A 13715-nucleotide genomic window follows, 5' to 3' on the forward strand; every position below is an offset into this window, starting at 1 on the left:
TTGTCGAGAGGCGTCGATCCGGCTATAGAGTGCGCCAGGGAAGCGACCGGAACCGCGCCGTTTGCGGGTTCGCCAGGAGGTTCGGAAGGAATGAAGCTGTCAGACGTCGATATTCGCCGATACCTCGCCGAAGGACGCATCGAGATCGACCCGTTGCCGGCCGAGAGCCAGATCGGCGCGATGTCGGTCGACCTCCAGCTCGGAAACGCCTTCCAGGTCTTCCCGCCGGGCAAGGCGGCCTTCGTCGACCTCGCCCCGCCCGAGGGGCATCCCAGCCAGGTTCCCGACAAGCTGATGGACCGCGTCGAGGTCCCCGTCGGCGAGCCGTTCTTCCTGCATCCGGGCGAGCTGGTGCTCGGCATCACCGTGCAGCGCATCGGCCTGCCCAACGACATCGCCGGCCGTTTGGATGGCCGCAGCAGCCTCGCCCGCCTGGGCCTGATGGTGCACGCCACCGCGCACACCATCGATCCGGGCTGGAACGGCCGCATCACGCTGGAATTCTTCAACTGCGGACGTCTGCCGCTGGCGCTGCGCCCGGGCATGCGGATCTGCGCCCTCAGCTTCGAAACGCTGATGTCGCCGACCTCCAAGCCCTACGCCGCGCGCCCCGACGCCAAGTACCGCGACCAGCTCGACCCGCTGCCCAGCCGGATCAACCTGGAACAGCCCTGACGCCGCACATCGCACGGCTGACAATGGAAAGGCGCCCCGCTTCCGGGGCGCCTTTTTCTTTCGCGGGGGGCTGTGGGAGCTCCGTTATCCGGGCTCCCACCCCTCCGGGGCCATGTCGAATCCGGCGAACTCGAAGGCGGGGGAGACGGTGCAGCCCACCAGAACCCAGCCCGCCAGCGGCCGCGCGGCCTGCCACGCGTGCGCCGGAACGACCCCCTGCGGGCGCTGTCCGCCCAGGAGGTCCATCCCCAGGATCAGCCGCTCGACCGACCGCCCGTCGGTGGAGATGGACAGCTCCAGCGGCCCGCCGGCGTGCCAGTGCCACATCTCGACCGCGTCCACCCGGTGCCAGTGGGAGCGCTCCCCCGCCTGGAGCAGGTAATGGATGCCGGTCTTGACCCCGCGCCCGCCGCCCGGCGGGGCGTCCCGGAAGGTCTCCACATAGTGGCCGCCTTCCGGGTGGGGCTGCATGCCCAGCGTCGCGATGATGCGCTCGGGAGTCAGGGTCTCCATGGCGTCGCCCCCTTCCTCACGCCGGAGGCGGCGCGGTGCGGCGGAAGCTGTCGAGGTCGGAGGCCGAGGCGAACCACGCCGCCAGCTCCGGACGGCCAACCCGCCAGTCCTCATGCCCGTACCGGAAGTCGAGGTAGCCGAGCGCCACCAGGATGGACAGCGTGCCGATGGTCAGCGTGCCGTCGAGGGCCGGCGCCTCCGCCTCAAGCACGTCGAGCGCGCGGGCCACGGCGCGGCGCTGGCGGTCCGCCCAGGAGTCGGAACGCTCGCCGTCCGGCCGCTGAAGCTCCAGGCGGCGCAGGATGGCGGCGTCGCAGATGCCGTCGGCCAGGGCTTGCTGGCGCAGCGCCGTCCAGCGCGCCGGGCCGGCGGCCGGGAACAGGCGCGGGCCGTCGTGCAGCGAGTCCAGATACTCCGCGATCACCGGGCTGTCGTAGAGCGCCGAACCATCGTCCAGGATCAGGGCCGGCACCTTGCCCAGCGGGTTGTCCGCCGGCAGGTCGGTGTCCGGCGCCCAGGCGTTGGTCACCTGCCTCTCGACCGTCGACTCCAGCCCGCATTCAATGAGGACCATCGCGACCTTGCGGACGTAGGGCGAGGTCGGGCTCCAGCGCAGCTTCATGAAAATCTCCTCCCGTTTTGTGGGCGTCAGCGTAGCGCGACGGTGCGCCGTCTTAAAGGCGGTCCATCCTAAAAGCGGTCCTTGCGGCCGCGGATCTCGGCGAAGACCGCCGCCGGATCGGCTCCGGCCATGCCAAGGGCGGCCTGGACCTCCGGCACGTCGGCGCGCAGGAAGGGATTGGTGGCCTTCTCGACGCCCAGCGTCGAGGGGATGGTCGGCTCCCCGCGCTCGCGCTGCGCGGCAATCTCCGCCGCGCGTGCCTTCAGGGCGGCGTTGTCCGGTTCCACCGTCACGGCGAAGCGGGCGTTGGACAGGGTGTATTCGTGGCCGCAATAGACGCGGGTGTCGTCCGGCAGCCCGCGCAGCTTGACCAGCGAGGTCCACATCTGGGCCGGCGTGCCTTCGAACAGCCGCCCGCAGCCGAGGGCGAACAGCGTGTCGCCGCTGAACAGCGCCTTGGCCTGCGGAAACCAGAAGGCGATGTGGCCGGAGGTGTGGCCGGGGACGAAAAACACCTGCGCGGTGTGCGATCCGAACGAAATGGTCTCGCCTTCGCCCAGGCACGTCTCCATATCGGGAATGCGGGCGACGTCGGCGCGCGGTCCGATCACGTCGGCGCCATAGCGCGCCTTCAGCGTGTGGTTGCCGCCGATGTGGTCGTTGTGGTGGTGGGTGTTGAAGATGTGCGTCAGCGTCCAGCCGCGCCGCTCCAGCTCCGCCAGCACGGGCTGCGCGTCGCCGGGGTCGACGACGCCCACGGCGCCGCTGGCCGGGTCGCGCAGGAGGTAGATGTAGTTGTCGTTGAACGCCGGAATCAGGTGGATGTCCATGGGCTTGGGCCCTCCCGCATGAATGGACGTTTGATCGAAACGTGATAGCCTGGGATGACCATGTACACCGATATCGTCGATCTTCGTGAATTCTACGAGTCCGGGCTTGGTCAGGCGGCGCGGCGGATGATCCGCCGGCGCATCCGCACCATCTGGCCCGACCTGCGCGGCCAGATCGTGCTGGGGGTCGGCTACACGACGCCGTACCTGCAACCCTTCCGCGACGAGGCGGAGCGGGTGTTCTCGATCATGCCGGCGACCCAGGGCGTGACCTTCTGGCCGCCGGGCGGGCCGGGGCTGGTGGCGCTGGGCGACGAGGCGGACCTGCCGCTCGCCGACATGTCGGTGGACCGCGTGCTGCTCGTCCACGGGCTGGAAGGGACGGAACAACTCCGCCCGATGATGCGGGAGATCTGGCGCGTGCTGGCCGGCGGCGGGCGGGTGCTGGTGGTGGTGCCGAACCGCCGCGGCCTGTGGGCGCGCGCCGACTGGACGCCCTTCGGGCACGGCTTTCCCTATTCGGCCTCGCAGCTGAAGCAGGTTCTGCGCGACACCATGTTCGTGCCCGAGCGCACGGGGCACGCCCTGTTCCTGCCGCCGTTGCGCTCCCGCTTCCTGATGAAGACCGCCCCGGCCTGGGAGGAGGTGGGTTGCCGCTGGTTCAAGGCCTTCGCCGGGGTCACGATGATCGAGGCATCCAAGCAGATCTTCGCCGGCGTGTCGCGCAAGACCCAGCAGCCGGCCAAGCGCCGGCTGATCGTTCCGCTTCCCGGCGGGGCGGCCCCGGCCCGCCGCCCGGCGGGGTCGGGCGCGTGGCGCGTGTCGGAGGAGCCGTAGGCCTTGATCCGACGCCCTCCCGGTTTGTAACGTCCCGCTTCACCGCAGCGGATCGGACCCCATGGCGAAGGCGAACGTTCTCATCGTCCCCGGACTCGGCAACTCCGGTCCGGAGCATTGGCAAAGCTGGCTTCAGCGCCGCCATCCGTCCTTCGCGCGGGTCGAGCAGGCGGACTGGGACGCGCCGGCCCTGGAGGATTGGGTGCGGTCGTTGGAGGACGCCGTGGCCGCCACAGGCGCGCCGGTGGTGCTGATCGCCCACAGCCTGGGCTGCATCGCGGTGGCCCATTGGGCGGTGCGGAGGGGATCGTCGGTCGGCAAAATTGCAGCCGCCCTGCTGGTCGCCCCGCCCGACGTCGAGTCGGCGGAGCGCGCGCCGCCGGAGATCCACGGCTTCGCCCCGGTGCCCACCGACCCGCTGCCCTTCCGCACGGTCGTGCTGGCCAGCCGCAACGACCCCTACGCCACGATCGCGCGTTCCTGCGGCTTCGCGGTCGGGTGGGGCGCCGACTTCATCGACGGCGGCGATCTCGAACACATCAACACGGCCGCCGGCTATGGCCCCTGGCCGGATGGCGAGCGGCTCGTCCTCGACCTGCTGCGCGCGGTGGAGCGCGGCGATTGAGCCGCTATTGCGGCTGCCCGGTCACCGTCTTCACCCCCTCGCCATAGGTGAATTCCGGCGCCCGCGCCAGCTCGGCGGCGGGCAGGTCCAGCGTCGGCGGTGTCGAGCCGTCGGCACCGGCGGCCGCGCCCGCGATGTCGGTGCGCAGCATGCTGACCGGCAGCGAGCGCAGCTTGCCGTCCGCTCCGCTTCCCTCGGCGGGGGCGAGCACGATCCGTTCGATCGAGGCGGCGGTGCCGTCCAGCGTGAAATCCTTGATGGAGCCGCCGGGCTGGCCGTCGCGGGTCCGCACCTCCTTGCCGATCAGGGTTCGCGCCTCCTCTGGGGTCAGCAGGTGGGGAATCGCGGCGACGGAGGGTGCGGCGCGATTCATCTCGTCGGAAGGGGCGTCGCCGCCGAGTCCCTCCGGCGAGGCCGCGGGCGGCGTGGCCGGGGTGTCGTCCGGGCGCGGCGCCGTCATCAGCGGGGGCCGCGCGGCGTCCGATGGCGCCGGTTGTGTCTGCGCCGAGGCGGTGCCGGACAACAGCAGGGCGGCGGCCGATGCGGCCAGGACGTACGAAGGGACGAGGCGCATGGTGCGAAGCTCCCGCTGACGGTTGTTGAACGGACTTTGCCTGTTCAACAGCGCCAGCGGGGCAGGGGTTGCATCGCCGGGAACCCGCGGTGCCCGATCAGTCGCGGCGCAGCAGGAAAACGCCCTGTTCGCCCAGCAGGTTGGCAAGCCCGGAATGGGCGTGGCCGGTGACCCGGCCGGCGCGGTTCACGATCATGCAGCGCTCGATCCGGATGCCCATCTCCTCCGCCAGGACGACGAAATCCTTGATCGTGCAGAAGTGGATGTTGGGGGTTTCCCACCACTGGTAGCCCAGCTTCTCCGTCACCGGCATGCGCCCGGTGAGCAGGAGCTGCACGCGGATGCGCCAATAGCCGAAGTTGGGCACCGACACGATGGCCCGCCGCCCGATGCGGGTCATCGTCTCCAGCACCGTCCGCGGCTCCCGCATCGCCTGGAGGGTCTGGCTGAGGATCACGTAATCGAAGGCGCCCGGCGGGTAGTCCTTCAGGTCGGTCTCGGCGTCGCCCTGGATGACCGACAGGCCCTGGGCCACGCACTGGTGCACGCCGTCCATCGACAGCTCGATCCCGCGCCCGTCCACCCCCTTCCGGCGCGACAGGAAGGCGAGCAGGGCGCCGTCGCCGCAGCCGACGTCGAGCACGCGGCTGCCCGGCTCGACCATCTCGGCGATCAGCCTCAGGTCCGTGCGGATGCCGGCGCCGGTGCCGGAGGCGGTGCGGGCGGAGGCCTGCTTGTCGTCGAGGGGGCTCATGGCCGCGAAGTCCGTGTCAGTCCGCGGTGCTCGGCGCAGCCCTCCAGGAACCCGCGGATCACCTGATGGAATTCCGGCTCGTCGAGCAGGAAGGAATCGTGGCCCTTGTCGGTGCGGATCTCCACGAAGCTGACGTTGGCCGCCACCGCGTTCAGCGCGTGGACGATGGCCCGCGATTCCGAGGTCGGGAACAGCCAGTCGCTGGAGAAGCTGGCCAGACAGAAGCGCACCGGCGTGCCCTTGCCGTCCTTGCGGAAGGCGTTGGACAGGGTGCCGCCCCCGTAATCGGCCGCGAGGTCGAAATAGTCCATCGCCCGCGTGATGTAGAGATAGGAGTTGGCGTCGAAGCGCTCGACAAAGGTGATGCCCTGGTGGCGCAGATAGCTCTCCACCTGGAAATCGGCGTCGAAGCCGTAGGTGACGGTCTGTCGGTTCTGCAGGTTGCGCCCGAATTTGCGGTGCAGCGCCGGTTCCGACAGGTAGGTGATGTGCGCCGCCATGCGCGCCACCGCCAGCCCGCGGTGGGGGCGGGTGCCCTCCAGCAGATAGTTGCCGCCGGCCCAGTCCGGGTCGGCCATGATCGCCTGCCGGCCGACCTCGTGGAAGGCGATGTTCTGCGCGGAGTGGCGGGCCGCCGTGGCGATTGGCACCGCGGCGAAGACCGATTCCGGGTAGGCGACGGCCCATTGCAGGACCTGCATGCCGCCCATCGAGCCGCCGATCACGCAGAAGAGCTGGTCGATCCCGAGATGCTCCACCAGCAGCTTCTGCGCGCGCACCATGTCGCCGATGGTGATGACGGGGAAGCCGAGGCCGTAGGGCTTGCCGGTCGCCGGGTCGGTCTCCTTCGGGCCGGTGGAGCCCATGCAGCCGCCGATGACGTTGGAGCAGATGACGAAGTAACGGTCGGTGTCGACCGGCTTGCCGGGGCCGACCAGCATCTCCCACCAGCCGGGCTTGCCGGTCACCGGATGGCGGTCGAGCACGTAATGGTCGCCGGTCAGGGCGTGGCAGATCAGGATGGCGTTCGACCGGTCCGCGTTCAGCGTGCCGTAGGTCTGGTAGGCGACCTCGAACGGGCCCAGCTCCGCGCCGCTGTCCAGCCGCATGGGCCGGTCCACCCCGAGCGTGACCCGGTGGCCGGGCATCGTCGCGGGTTCGGCGGGCACGGCGGCAGGCACGGCGGCGGGGTTCGGCGCGGACATGACGGGTCGGGGGCCTCCGGGAAACGGGACGGTATAGCTATGGACCGGCGGTTGGGAGTGTCAACGTTTTCTTTGATTTCGCATCGCTTGCGGACTACTACTATCCGGCTTTGGATTCGCTTTGGATTTGACGGTTTCCCGCCCCATGCCTCCGCCCAAGTCCCCGCTCGACGATCTGCGCCGCGAGATCGATCACATCGACGATACGATCCACGACCTGCTGATGCGCCGCGCGGCGGTTGTGGAGCGCGTCGGTGTCGTCAAAAGCCAGATCGAGGCCGCCGAGGGTCAGGTCAGCGGGAATCCGCAGACCCCGATCTACCTGCGCCCGGCCCGCGAGGCGGTCATCCTGCGCCGCCTGATGGCGCGCCACGCCGGTTCCTTCCCGGCGATGGCCGTCGTCCGCATGTGGCGGGAGATGATCACCGCCTTCACCCGTCTCCAGGGCCCCTTCGCCGTCGCCGTCTACGCGCCGGAGGACCGCCGCGGATTCTGGGACGTGGCCCGCGACCATTTCGGCAGCGTCGTTCCGATGACCGCCGTCAATTCGCCCGCCGCGGCCATCCGCGCGGTGTCGGAGGGCGCCGCCACCGTCGGCGTCGTTCCCTACCCGGCGGAGGACGACGCGGACCCCTGGTGGCGGTTCCTGGTGTCGTCCGACGCGCGCACGCCGCGCGTGGTGGCGCGGCTCCCCTTCGCCGGGCGCGGCAACGCCCGCGGCGAGGATCGCGACGCGCTGGCCATCGCGCTGGTCCCGCACGAGCCGACCGGCGACGACCGCACCCTGCTGGGGATCGAGCTGGGGCAGGACCTCAGCCGCGGCCGGCTCAAGGACCATCTGGAGACGAGCGGCCTCGCCCCGACCTACTTCTGCACCTGGCACGCCCGCGACCCGTCCGGGCCGTCGATCCATCTGGTCGAGGTCGCCGACTTCGTCGACCACACCGACCCGCGCCTCGCCGCCTTCGCGGCCCGGCTGGGCGAGATCCCGGTGCGGATCAACATCGTGGGCGGCTACGCCGTCCCGCTCCATCTCTCCGCCTCGTCTTTCCAATGACGCCCTCCCAATGACGCCCGCAAGGTCCGAGACCTGACATGACCAAGCCGAACAACGGCCCGGCGCCCCGCCCGGGGATTCTCGACATCGCCCCCTATGTCGGCGGCGAACATGCGGGGCACATCCGCCTCGCCTCCAACGAAGGCGCGCTCGGCCCGAGCCCGCGCGCCGTGGAGGCCTACAAGGCCGCCGCGGGCGAGCTGCACCGCTACCCGGACGGCGGCTCCGCCAAGCTGCGCAAGGCCATCGCCGAGCGCTTCGGGCTGGACGCCGACCGCGTCGTCTGCGGCGCCGGCTCCGACGAGCTGATCGCCCTGCTGATCCGCGCCTACGCCGGACCGGGGGACGAGGTGCTGTACTCGCAGCACGGCTTCCTGATGTACCCGATCGGCGCCAAGTCGGTCGGCGCCACCCCGGTCCAGGCGCCGGAGACGAACCTGACCACCGATGTGGATTCGCTGCTGGCCCACGTCACGCCGCGCACCCGGCTGGTCTTCGTCGCCAACCCGAACAATCCGACCGGCACCTACATCACCGCCGACGAGATGGCCCGGCTGCACGCCGGCCTGCCGGAAAACGCCATCCTGGTCATCGACGCGGCCTACGCCGAGTACATGAACCACAACGACTATTCGGCGGGGCAGGAGTTGGTGGACCGCTTCCCCAACGTGGTGATGACCCGCACCTTCTCGAAGATCTTCGCGCTGGGCTCGGTCCGGCTCGGCTGGGCCTATTGCCCGGCGGGGATCGCCGACGTGCTGAACCGCGTGCGCGGCCCCTTCAACGTCTCTTCCGCGGCGCAGATCGCCGGGGTGGCGGCGCTGGAGGACACCGAGTTCCTGGAGCGGTCGCGCAGCCACAACACCGAATGGCGGGAGTGGTTCGTCCAGCAGGTGCAGGGGCTGGGGCTGAAGACCCATCCCAGCGTGACGAACTTCGTCCTGGTCGACTTTGCCGGCCAGACCGCCGGCAAGGACGACGCCGAGGCGGCGCGCCTGTTCCTGAAGGGCCGCGGCATCCTGGTCCGCCAGATGCCCGCCTACGGCCTGCCGAGCTGCCTGCGCGTCACCATCGGCACCGAGACCGAAATGCGCGAGGTGGTGCGGGCGCTGAAGGACTTCCTGGCGGCGTGATACCCTCCTCGGAATGATCGGAAACAGGCCGGGCCATGCGCCCGGCCTTTTCGTTCCGGCCCTTGCGAACGCCCGGCCGACCAAAGTTTCGCTTGGTCGGGGGGCGCCTTGGTGCTTTATAGCGGGGCGTTCTGCAACCCATCCGCAGCCGGTGCCGTGAGACCATGACCGAGACCGCCGCCACCCTGGCCACCCCCCTGTTCGACCGCGTCGCCATCGTCGGCGTGGGCCTGATCGGCTCGTCCCTGGCGCGGGCGCTCACGCATTACGGGGTGGCGCGTCAGGTCGTCTGCGCGGACCGCAGCCCGGAGCATTGCGCCAAGGCGATGGAGCTGGGCATCGTCGCGCGCGCCACCACCGATCTGGCGGAAGCGCTGGACGGCGCGGACGTGGTGGTCCTGGCGACTCCCGTCGGCGCCTTCGCCGAGGTGGGGGAGCAGCTGGGGCCGCTGCTGCGCCCCGGCATGATCGTGACGGACGTCGGCTCGGTGAAGCAGGCGGTGCTGCGCGACGTCGGGCCGCACATCCCGGACGGCGTGCATCTGATTCCCGGCCACCCGGTGGCGGGCACCGAGCATTCGGGTCCGGAGGCCGGCTTCGCCACCCTGTTCCAGGGACGCTGGTGCATCGTCACGCCGCCGCCCGGCGCCAACGAGGGCGCGGTGGACAAGGTGGTGGCGATGTGGCGCCGGATCGGTTCCACCGTCGAACTGATGGACGCCAACCATCACGACCGCGTGCTGGCCATCACCTCTCACCTGCCGCACCTGATCGCCTACACCATCGTCGGCACGGCGTCCGACCTGGAGGACGACACGAAGTCGGAGGTCATCAAGTTCTCCGCCGGCGGTTTCCGCGACTTCACCCGCATCGCCGCCAGCGATCCGGTGATGTGGCGCGACGTGTTCCTGAACAACCGGGAAGCGGTCCTGGAAATCCTCCAGCGCTTCACCGAGGACCTGACCGCCCTCCAGCGCGCCATCCGCTGGGGCGAGGGGGAGCAGCTGCAGGACCATTTCACTAAGACCCGCGCCATCCGCCGCGGCATCATCGACGCCAAGCAGGCCTGACCGCTTCGATTGCGCCTTTCGTCCGGCGTCGCCGTCCACCGCGAAAATTTCACATTAAAATTCCGATAAATGATAATCGTGCATATGTGAATTACACACAAAACGTCAAAAGACGACTTGCCTGATAGGGATCGCCCGTGTTCAATAATCCCCGGCACCGCGCCATCGACCGTCAGCCTGGGGAACACCGTTCATGCCGTCGCGCTTCAGCCAGAGTCTCATCGCCGTCGGGCTGGTGACGTTGGCCGCCCTGGCGACCGCCAGCGCCGCGAGCCGCAGCACGATCCTGAACGTCTCCTACGACCCGACGCGGGAGCTGTACGAGGAGTTCAACCCGGCCTTCGCGCGCACCTGGGCGGAGGCGTCGGGGGAGACGGTGGTCATCCACCAGTCGCACGGCGGATCGGGCGCGCAGGCGCGTTCGGTCATCGACGGGCTGGATGCCGACGTGGTGACTCTGGCTCTGGGCTACGACGTGGACGCCATCGCCGACGCCGGGCTGATCGCCAAGGATTGGCGGACCCGGCTGCCGAACAACAGCTCCCCCTACACCTCCACCATCGTGTTCCTGGTCCGCAAGGGCAACCCGAAGCGGATCAAGGACTGGGACGATCTGGTGAAGCCGGACGTGGAGGTGGTCACGCCCAACCCGAAGACCTCGGGCGGGGCGCGCTGGAACTACCTCGCCGCCTGGGCCTACGCGCTGAAGGCCAACGGCGGCGACGAGGCGAAGGCCAGGCAATTCGTCGCCGAACTGTATCGGCATGTGCCGGTGCTGGACAGCGGCGCCCGCGGGGCCGCGCTGACCTTCACGCGCAAGGGCGTCGGCGACGTGCTGCTGGCCTGGGAGAACGAGGCCTTCCTGTCGCTCCAGGAGTTCGGCGCCGACCAGTTCGAGATCGTCGTGCCGTCCCTGTCCATCCTCACCGAGCCGCCGGTGGCCGTGGTGGACAGCGTGGTCGACCGCAAGGGCACACGCAAGGTGGCCGAAGCCTATGTGCAGTATCTCTACACCCGCGAGGGGCAGGAAATCGCCGCCCGGAACTTCTACCGGCCCCGCCATCCCGAGCTGGCGCGGCAGTACGCCGGGCGCTTCTCGCCGGTGGCGCTGGTGACCGTGGACGAAATTTTCGGCGGCTGGCGCAAGGCCCAGGCGACCCATTTCGCGGAGGGTGGGCTGTTCGACCAGCTTCAGCAGGCGCCGCGCTGAAGCCTGAAATCCTTTGACCGATTCAATGAGCGCGGGAGGGCCACACAGCATGAGCACGACATCGACCCCCCGGACCACGGACGGCGACGCCAACCCGCTGATCGGTGTGATCGCCGAGAACATCCGCAATTTCCGGCTCCGCCAGGGACTGTCCGTGGACGCGCTGGCCAAGCTGTCGGGCAACAGCCGGGCGGAATTGACGGCGGTCGAGGCCGGGCGGGGGCCGTCCAGCATCGACTTCCTCTGGACCATCGCCCGCGCGCTCGACGTGCCCTTCTCCAGTCTGCTCAGCAGCGGGGGCAGCGGCGGGACAACGGTGATCCGGCGGGCGGACAGCCGGCCGCTCGCCTCGCGCGATGGGCGGTTCAGCTCGCGGGCGCTGTTCCCCTTCCGCGGCGAGCGGCAGGTGGAGTTCTACGAGCTGCGCCTCGCCCCCGGCACCGACGAGCGGGCCGACGCCCACACCATCGGCACCGTGGAGAACATCCTGGTCGGGCGTGGCGTGGTCGAGATCGAGACCGGCGACGGCACCCACCGGCTGGAAGAGGGCGATACGATCCAATTCGACGCCGACGCTCCCCACGCCTACCGCAACGTGGGCGACGGCGAGGCGCTTCTCTATCTTGTGATGACCTACGTGCTCTGATTCCGCGTGCTCAGATCCCGCGTTCGGGTCAGGCGGCGGTCCGCACGCTGGCGTCGCCGTTGGCGGGGGCCTGCGGTCCGCTGTCGCGGGACATCTCCGTCTTCAGGGCGGCGGCGAGCTGCCGGAAGGTTTCCTTGCGGCCGGAGGTGCGGCGCCAGACCAGCCCGATGCGGCGGAACGGCCGCTCTCCGCCCAGCGGGCGGACCACCACGTCCAAACCGCGCAGAATTCCCGAGTCGAGCGCCATCTGCGGCAGCAGGGTCACCCCCAGCCCGTTGGCGACCATCTGGACCAGCGTGTGCAGGCTGGTGCCCTGGAACGTGGCGCTTTGCCGCGCCCCTTCCATGGAGCAGGCGGCCAGCGCGTGGTCGCGCAGGCAATGCCCGTCCTCCAGCAGCAGAAGATCCTCCAGCGCCACGTCGGAGGGGCGGGGCGTCGTGACGTCGCTCAGCCGGTGCTCCGGCGTGCAGACCACGGAAAAGCGGTCTTCGGCGATGTCGATCGATTCCACGTCGCCGGAGGGGTAGGGCAGGGCGAGGATGGCCGCGTCCAGTTCCCCCGACTCCAGCCGGTCGAGCAGCCGGGCGGTCTGGTCCTCGCGCAGGAACAGCTTCAGCTTGGGGAAGCTGTCGCGCAGCGCCGGCATCACGCGGGGAATCAGGAACGGGCCGATGGTCGGGATCACGCCCAGATGGAGCGGCCCGGACATCGGGTCCTCCACCGAGCGGGCCATGTCCACCAGTTCCTCCGCCCCCTTCAGGACGATGCGGGCGCGGTCGGCGATCTCGCGGCCCAGCGGGGTCGGCAGGACGGTGCGCCGCGTCCGCTCCAGCAGCGGGGCGCCCAGCAGATTCTCCAACTCCTGGATGCCGGCGCTGAGCGTGGACTGGCTGACGAGGCAGGCTTCCGCCGCCTTGCCGAAATGGCAGCGATCGACGACGGCGACGAGGTAGTGGAGCTGACGCAAGGTGGGTAGGGGCTTCATGCACCGCACAATAATCGGTTTTATCGATCAAAGCGATTGGTATTTTTCGCTTCCATCGCTGATCCATTGCCCCTAACTTCCCTGGTGTCAAGCGACCAACGAGGGGGGAGCAGACTTCCGGCAGGGATGCCGCGGCACCGGTGGCCCATATGGGAAACGGCGCCAGACTGGCAGGACACCGGAGTGACGCTTGCTCCAATCATTCAGACTGATGGAGATATCATGTCCTTGATCAACACCGAGATTAAGCCGTTCAAGGCGACCGCTTTCAAGGGCGGCAAGTTCATCGACGTCAGCGACGCCGACCTGAAGGGCAAGTGGTCGGTCGTCTTCTTCTACCCGGCGGACTTCACCTTCGTGTGCCCGACCGAGCTGGAAGACCTGGCCGATAACTACAGCGAGTTCCAGAAGCTCGGCGTTGAGATCTACAGCGTTTCGACCGACACCCACTTCTGCCACAAGGCCTGGCACGACACCTCGCCGGCCATCGGCAAGATCGCCTACACCATGGTCGGCGACCCGACCGGCACGATCTGCCGCAACTTCGAGATCCTGATCGAGGAGAAGGGCCTCGCCGATCGCGGCACCTTCGTCGTCGACCCGGACGGCAAGATCCAGATCATCGAGATCACCGCCGGCGGCATCGGCCGCGACGCCCGCGAGCTGCTCCGCAAGGTGAAGGCCGCCCAGTACGTCGCCTCGCACCCGGGCGAGGTCTGCCCGGCCAAGTGGGAAGAGGGTGAGAAGACTCTCGCCCCGTCGCTCGACCTCGTCGGCAAGATCTAAGCCTCTCCGGCAAGATCATCTGGGAACCGCCGGCCGCAACCGCGGCCGGACGGTTCGGCCGCGGCGCCACGGCTTCGGGCCCGGATCGATTCCGGGCCCGGATCACGAGTGGCCTTCATCCGTTCATCAAGATCTGCCGTTCACCAAGATCCGCCGTTCGACAAGAAACGCTTCAACGAACTTCTGCTGCCCG

The 13715-nt window shown here is 69.3% G+C and carries 16 protein-coding genes; 9 read left to right on the forward strand and 7 right to left on the reverse strand.

From position 1 onward, the window contains the following. The first annotated feature begins 90 nt into the window (after positions 1-90). Positions 91-675, forward strand: a complete 585-nt coding sequence (gene dcd / locus ABVN73_RS15790) for a dCTP deaminase (protein ID WP_014197327.1) — start codon at positions 91-93, stop codon at positions 673-675. Positions 676-759: 84 nt separating this feature from the next. On the opposite strand, the gene ABVN73_RS15795 is transcribed toward dcd, so the two are convergent. From ABVN73_RS15795 to gloB, 3 genes are all read right to left on the reverse strand, one after another. Continuing rightward, positions 760-1188 carry a cupin domain-containing protein gene (locus ABVN73_RS15795; protein ID WP_353860583.1) on the reverse strand — a complete coding sequence of 143 codons (429 nt, stop codon included), beginning with the start codon at positions 1186-1188 and terminating at the stop codon, positions 760-762. A 16-nt stretch (positions 1189-1204) separates the two neighbouring features. Beyond that, entirely contained in the window at positions 1205-1810 is a 606-nt protein-coding gene (locus ABVN73_RS15800) for a glutathione S-transferase N-terminal domain-containing protein (protein ID WP_353860584.1), read from the reverse strand. A gap of 68 nt (positions 1811-1878) precedes the next feature. Then, the gene (gloB, locus tag ABVN73_RS15805; protein ID WP_353860585.1) at positions 1879-2640 is read right to left on the reverse strand and encodes a hydroxyacylglutathione hydrolase; all 762 of its coding nucleotides are present in this window, start codon (positions 2638-2640) and stop codon (positions 1879-1881) included. Positions 2641-2694: 54 nt separating this feature from the next. Here gloB and ABVN73_RS15810 point away from each other — a divergent pair, with 54 nt between their 5' ends. Both ABVN73_RS15810 and ABVN73_RS15815 read left to right on the forward strand, forming a co-directional pair. After that, positions 2695-3477, forward strand: a complete 783-nt coding sequence (locus tag ABVN73_RS15810; RefSeq protein WP_014198390.1) for a methyltransferase domain-containing protein — start codon at positions 2695-2697, stop codon at positions 3475-3477. 61 nt (positions 3478-3538) lie between these two features. Beyond that, positions 3539-4102 (forward strand): alpha/beta hydrolase, encoded by a 564-nt coding sequence (locus ABVN73_RS15815; protein WP_353860586.1) that lies wholly within the window; start codon positions 3539-3541, stop codon positions 4100-4102. A 4-nt stretch (positions 4103-4106) separates the two neighbouring features. Here the strand turns inward: ABVN73_RS15815 and ABVN73_RS15820 are convergent, their stop codons facing one another. The 3 genes from ABVN73_RS15820 to ABVN73_RS15830 form a co-directional block, all read right to left on the reverse strand. Next, entirely contained in the window at positions 4107-4676 is a 570-nt protein-coding gene (locus tag ABVN73_RS15820; protein ID WP_353860587.1) for a PRC-barrel domain-containing protein, read from the reverse strand. A gap of 97 nt (positions 4677-4773) precedes the next feature. Continuing rightward, positions 4774-5430, reverse strand: coding sequence for a methionine biosynthesis protein MetW (gene metW / locus ABVN73_RS15825; protein WP_353860588.1), 657 nt, complete (start codon positions 5428-5430; stop codon positions 4774-4776). Further along, positions 5427-6578 (reverse strand): homoserine O-acetyltransferase, encoded by a 1152-nt coding sequence (locus ABVN73_RS15830; RefSeq protein WP_353860815.1) that lies wholly within the window; start codon positions 6576-6578, stop codon positions 5427-5429. Before ABVN73_RS15830 ends, metW begins: the two co-directional genes overlap by 4 nt. Positions 6579-6780: 202 nt before the next feature. On the opposite strand from ABVN73_RS15830, the gene ABVN73_RS15835 reads away from it, so the two are divergent. The 5 genes from ABVN73_RS15835 to ABVN73_RS15855 all read left to right on the forward strand — a co-directional run bounded on the left by ABVN73_RS15835 (position 6781) and on the right by ABVN73_RS15855 (position 11751). Further along, on the forward strand, positions 6781-7692 hold the full coding sequence (locus tag ABVN73_RS15835) for a chorismate mutase (protein ID WP_353860589.1): 912 nt from the start codon (positions 6781-6783) through the stop codon (positions 7690-7692). A 38-nt stretch (positions 7693-7730) separates the two neighbouring features. Next, the gene (gene hisC / locus ABVN73_RS15840) at positions 7731-8825 is read left to right on the forward strand and encodes a histidinol-phosphate transaminase (RefSeq protein WP_353860590.1); all 1095 of its coding nucleotides are present in this window, start codon (positions 7731-7733) and stop codon (positions 8823-8825) included. A gap of 164 nt (positions 8826-8989) precedes the next feature. Further along, entirely contained in the window at positions 8990-9895 is a 906-nt protein-coding gene (locus ABVN73_RS15845; protein WP_353860591.1) for a prephenate/arogenate dehydrogenase family protein, read from the forward strand. A gap of 193 nt (positions 9896-10088) precedes the next feature. Further along, complete coding sequence (locus tag ABVN73_RS15850) at positions 10089-11105, forward strand: sulfate ABC transporter substrate-binding protein (protein ID WP_353860592.1); 1017 nt, start codon at positions 10089-10091, stop codon at positions 11103-11105. A gap of 49 nt (positions 11106-11154) precedes the next feature. Then, positions 11155-11751: a cupin domain-containing protein gene (locus ABVN73_RS15855; RefSeq protein ID WP_353860593.1), complete on the forward strand. Its 597-nt coding sequence runs from the start codon at positions 11155-11157 to the stop codon at positions 11749-11751. A gap of 28 nt (positions 11752-11779) precedes the next feature. Here the strand turns inward: ABVN73_RS15855 and ABVN73_RS15860 are convergent, their stop codons facing one another. Further along, positions 11780-12736 (reverse strand): hydrogen peroxide-inducible genes activator, encoded by a 957-nt coding sequence (locus tag ABVN73_RS15860; protein WP_353860594.1) that lies wholly within the window; start codon positions 12734-12736, stop codon positions 11780-11782. 222 nt (positions 12737-12958) lie between these two features. Between ABVN73_RS15860 and ahpC the strand changes: the two genes are divergently transcribed. Further along, positions 12959-13522: an alkyl hydroperoxide reductase subunit C gene (gene ahpC, locus ABVN73_RS15865; protein ID WP_014198402.1), complete on the forward strand. Its 564-nt coding sequence runs from the start codon at positions 12959-12961 to the stop codon at positions 13520-13522. Positions 13523-13715 lie beyond the last annotated feature (193 nt).

It is taken from the genome of Azospirillum formosense (genome assembly GCF_040500525.1).
Lineage (GTDB): Bacteria > Pseudomonadota > Alphaproteobacteria > Azospirillales > Azospirillaceae > Azospirillum > Azospirillum formosense_A.

What these genes read in the sequence shown, in the direction of transcription:
- ABVN73_RS15815 (WP_353860586.1), top strand. Translation starts at nt 3,539, where the DNA reads ATGGCGAAGGCGAACGTTCTCATCGTCCCCGGACTCGGCAACTCCGGT.
- ABVN73_RS15855 (WP_353860593.1), top strand. Translation starts at nt 11,155, where the DNA reads ATGAGCACGACATCGACCCCCCGGACCACGGACGGCGACGCCAACCCG.
- ABVN73_RS15850 (WP_353860592.1), top strand. Translation starts at nt 10,089, where the DNA reads ATGCCGTCGCGCTTCAGCCAGAGTCTCATCGCCGTCGGGCTGGTGACG.
- ABVN73_RS15810 (WP_014198390.1), top strand. Translation starts at nt 2,695, where the DNA reads ATGACCATGTACACCGATATCGTCGATCTTCGTGAATTCTACGAGTCC.
- ABVN73_RS15795 (WP_353860583.1), bottom strand. Translation starts at nt 1,188, where the DNA reads ATGGAGACCCTGACTCCCGAGCGCATCATCGCGACGCTGGGCATGCAG.
- ABVN73_RS15820 (WP_353860587.1), bottom strand. Translation starts at nt 4,676, where the DNA reads ATGCGCCTCGTCCCTTCGTACGTCCTGGCCGCATCGGCCGCCGCCCTG.
- gloB (WP_353860585.1), bottom strand. Translation starts at nt 2,640, where the DNA reads ATGGACATCCACCTGATTCCGGCGTTCAACGACAACTACATCTACCTC.
- ABVN73_RS15835 (WP_353860589.1), top strand. Translation starts at nt 6,781, where the DNA reads ATGCCTCCGCCCAAGTCCCCGCTCGACGATCTGCGCCGCGAGATCGAT.
- hisC (WP_353860590.1), top strand. Translation starts at nt 7,731, where the DNA reads ATGACCAAGCCGAACAACGGCCCGGCGCCCCGCCCGGGGATTCTCGAC.
- ABVN73_RS15830 (WP_353860815.1), bottom strand. Translation starts at nt 6,578, where the DNA reads ATGCCCGGCCACCGGGTCACGCTCGGGGTGGACCGGCCCATGCGGCTG.
- ahpC (WP_014198402.1), top strand. Translation starts at nt 12,959, where the DNA reads ATGTCCTTGATCAACACCGAGATTAAGCCGTTCAAGGCGACCGCTTTC.
- ABVN73_RS15800 (WP_353860584.1), bottom strand. Translation starts at nt 1,810, where the DNA reads ATGAAGCTGCGCTGGAGCCCGACCTCGCCCTACGTCCGCAAGGTCGCG.
- metW (WP_353860588.1), bottom strand. Translation starts at nt 5,430, where the DNA reads ATGAGCCCCCTCGACGACAAGCAGGCCTCCGCCCGCACCGCCTCCGGC.
- dcd (WP_014197327.1), top strand. Translation starts at nt 91, where the DNA reads ATGAAGCTGTCAGACGTCGATATTCGCCGATACCTCGCCGAAGGACGC.
- ABVN73_RS15860 (WP_353860594.1), bottom strand. Translation starts at nt 12,736, where the DNA reads ATGAAGCCCCTACCCACCTTGCGTCAGCTCCACTACCTCGTCGCCGTC.
- ABVN73_RS15845 (WP_353860591.1), top strand. Translation starts at nt 8,990, where the DNA reads ATGACCGAGACCGCCGCCACCCTGGCCACCCCCCTGTTCGACCGCGTC.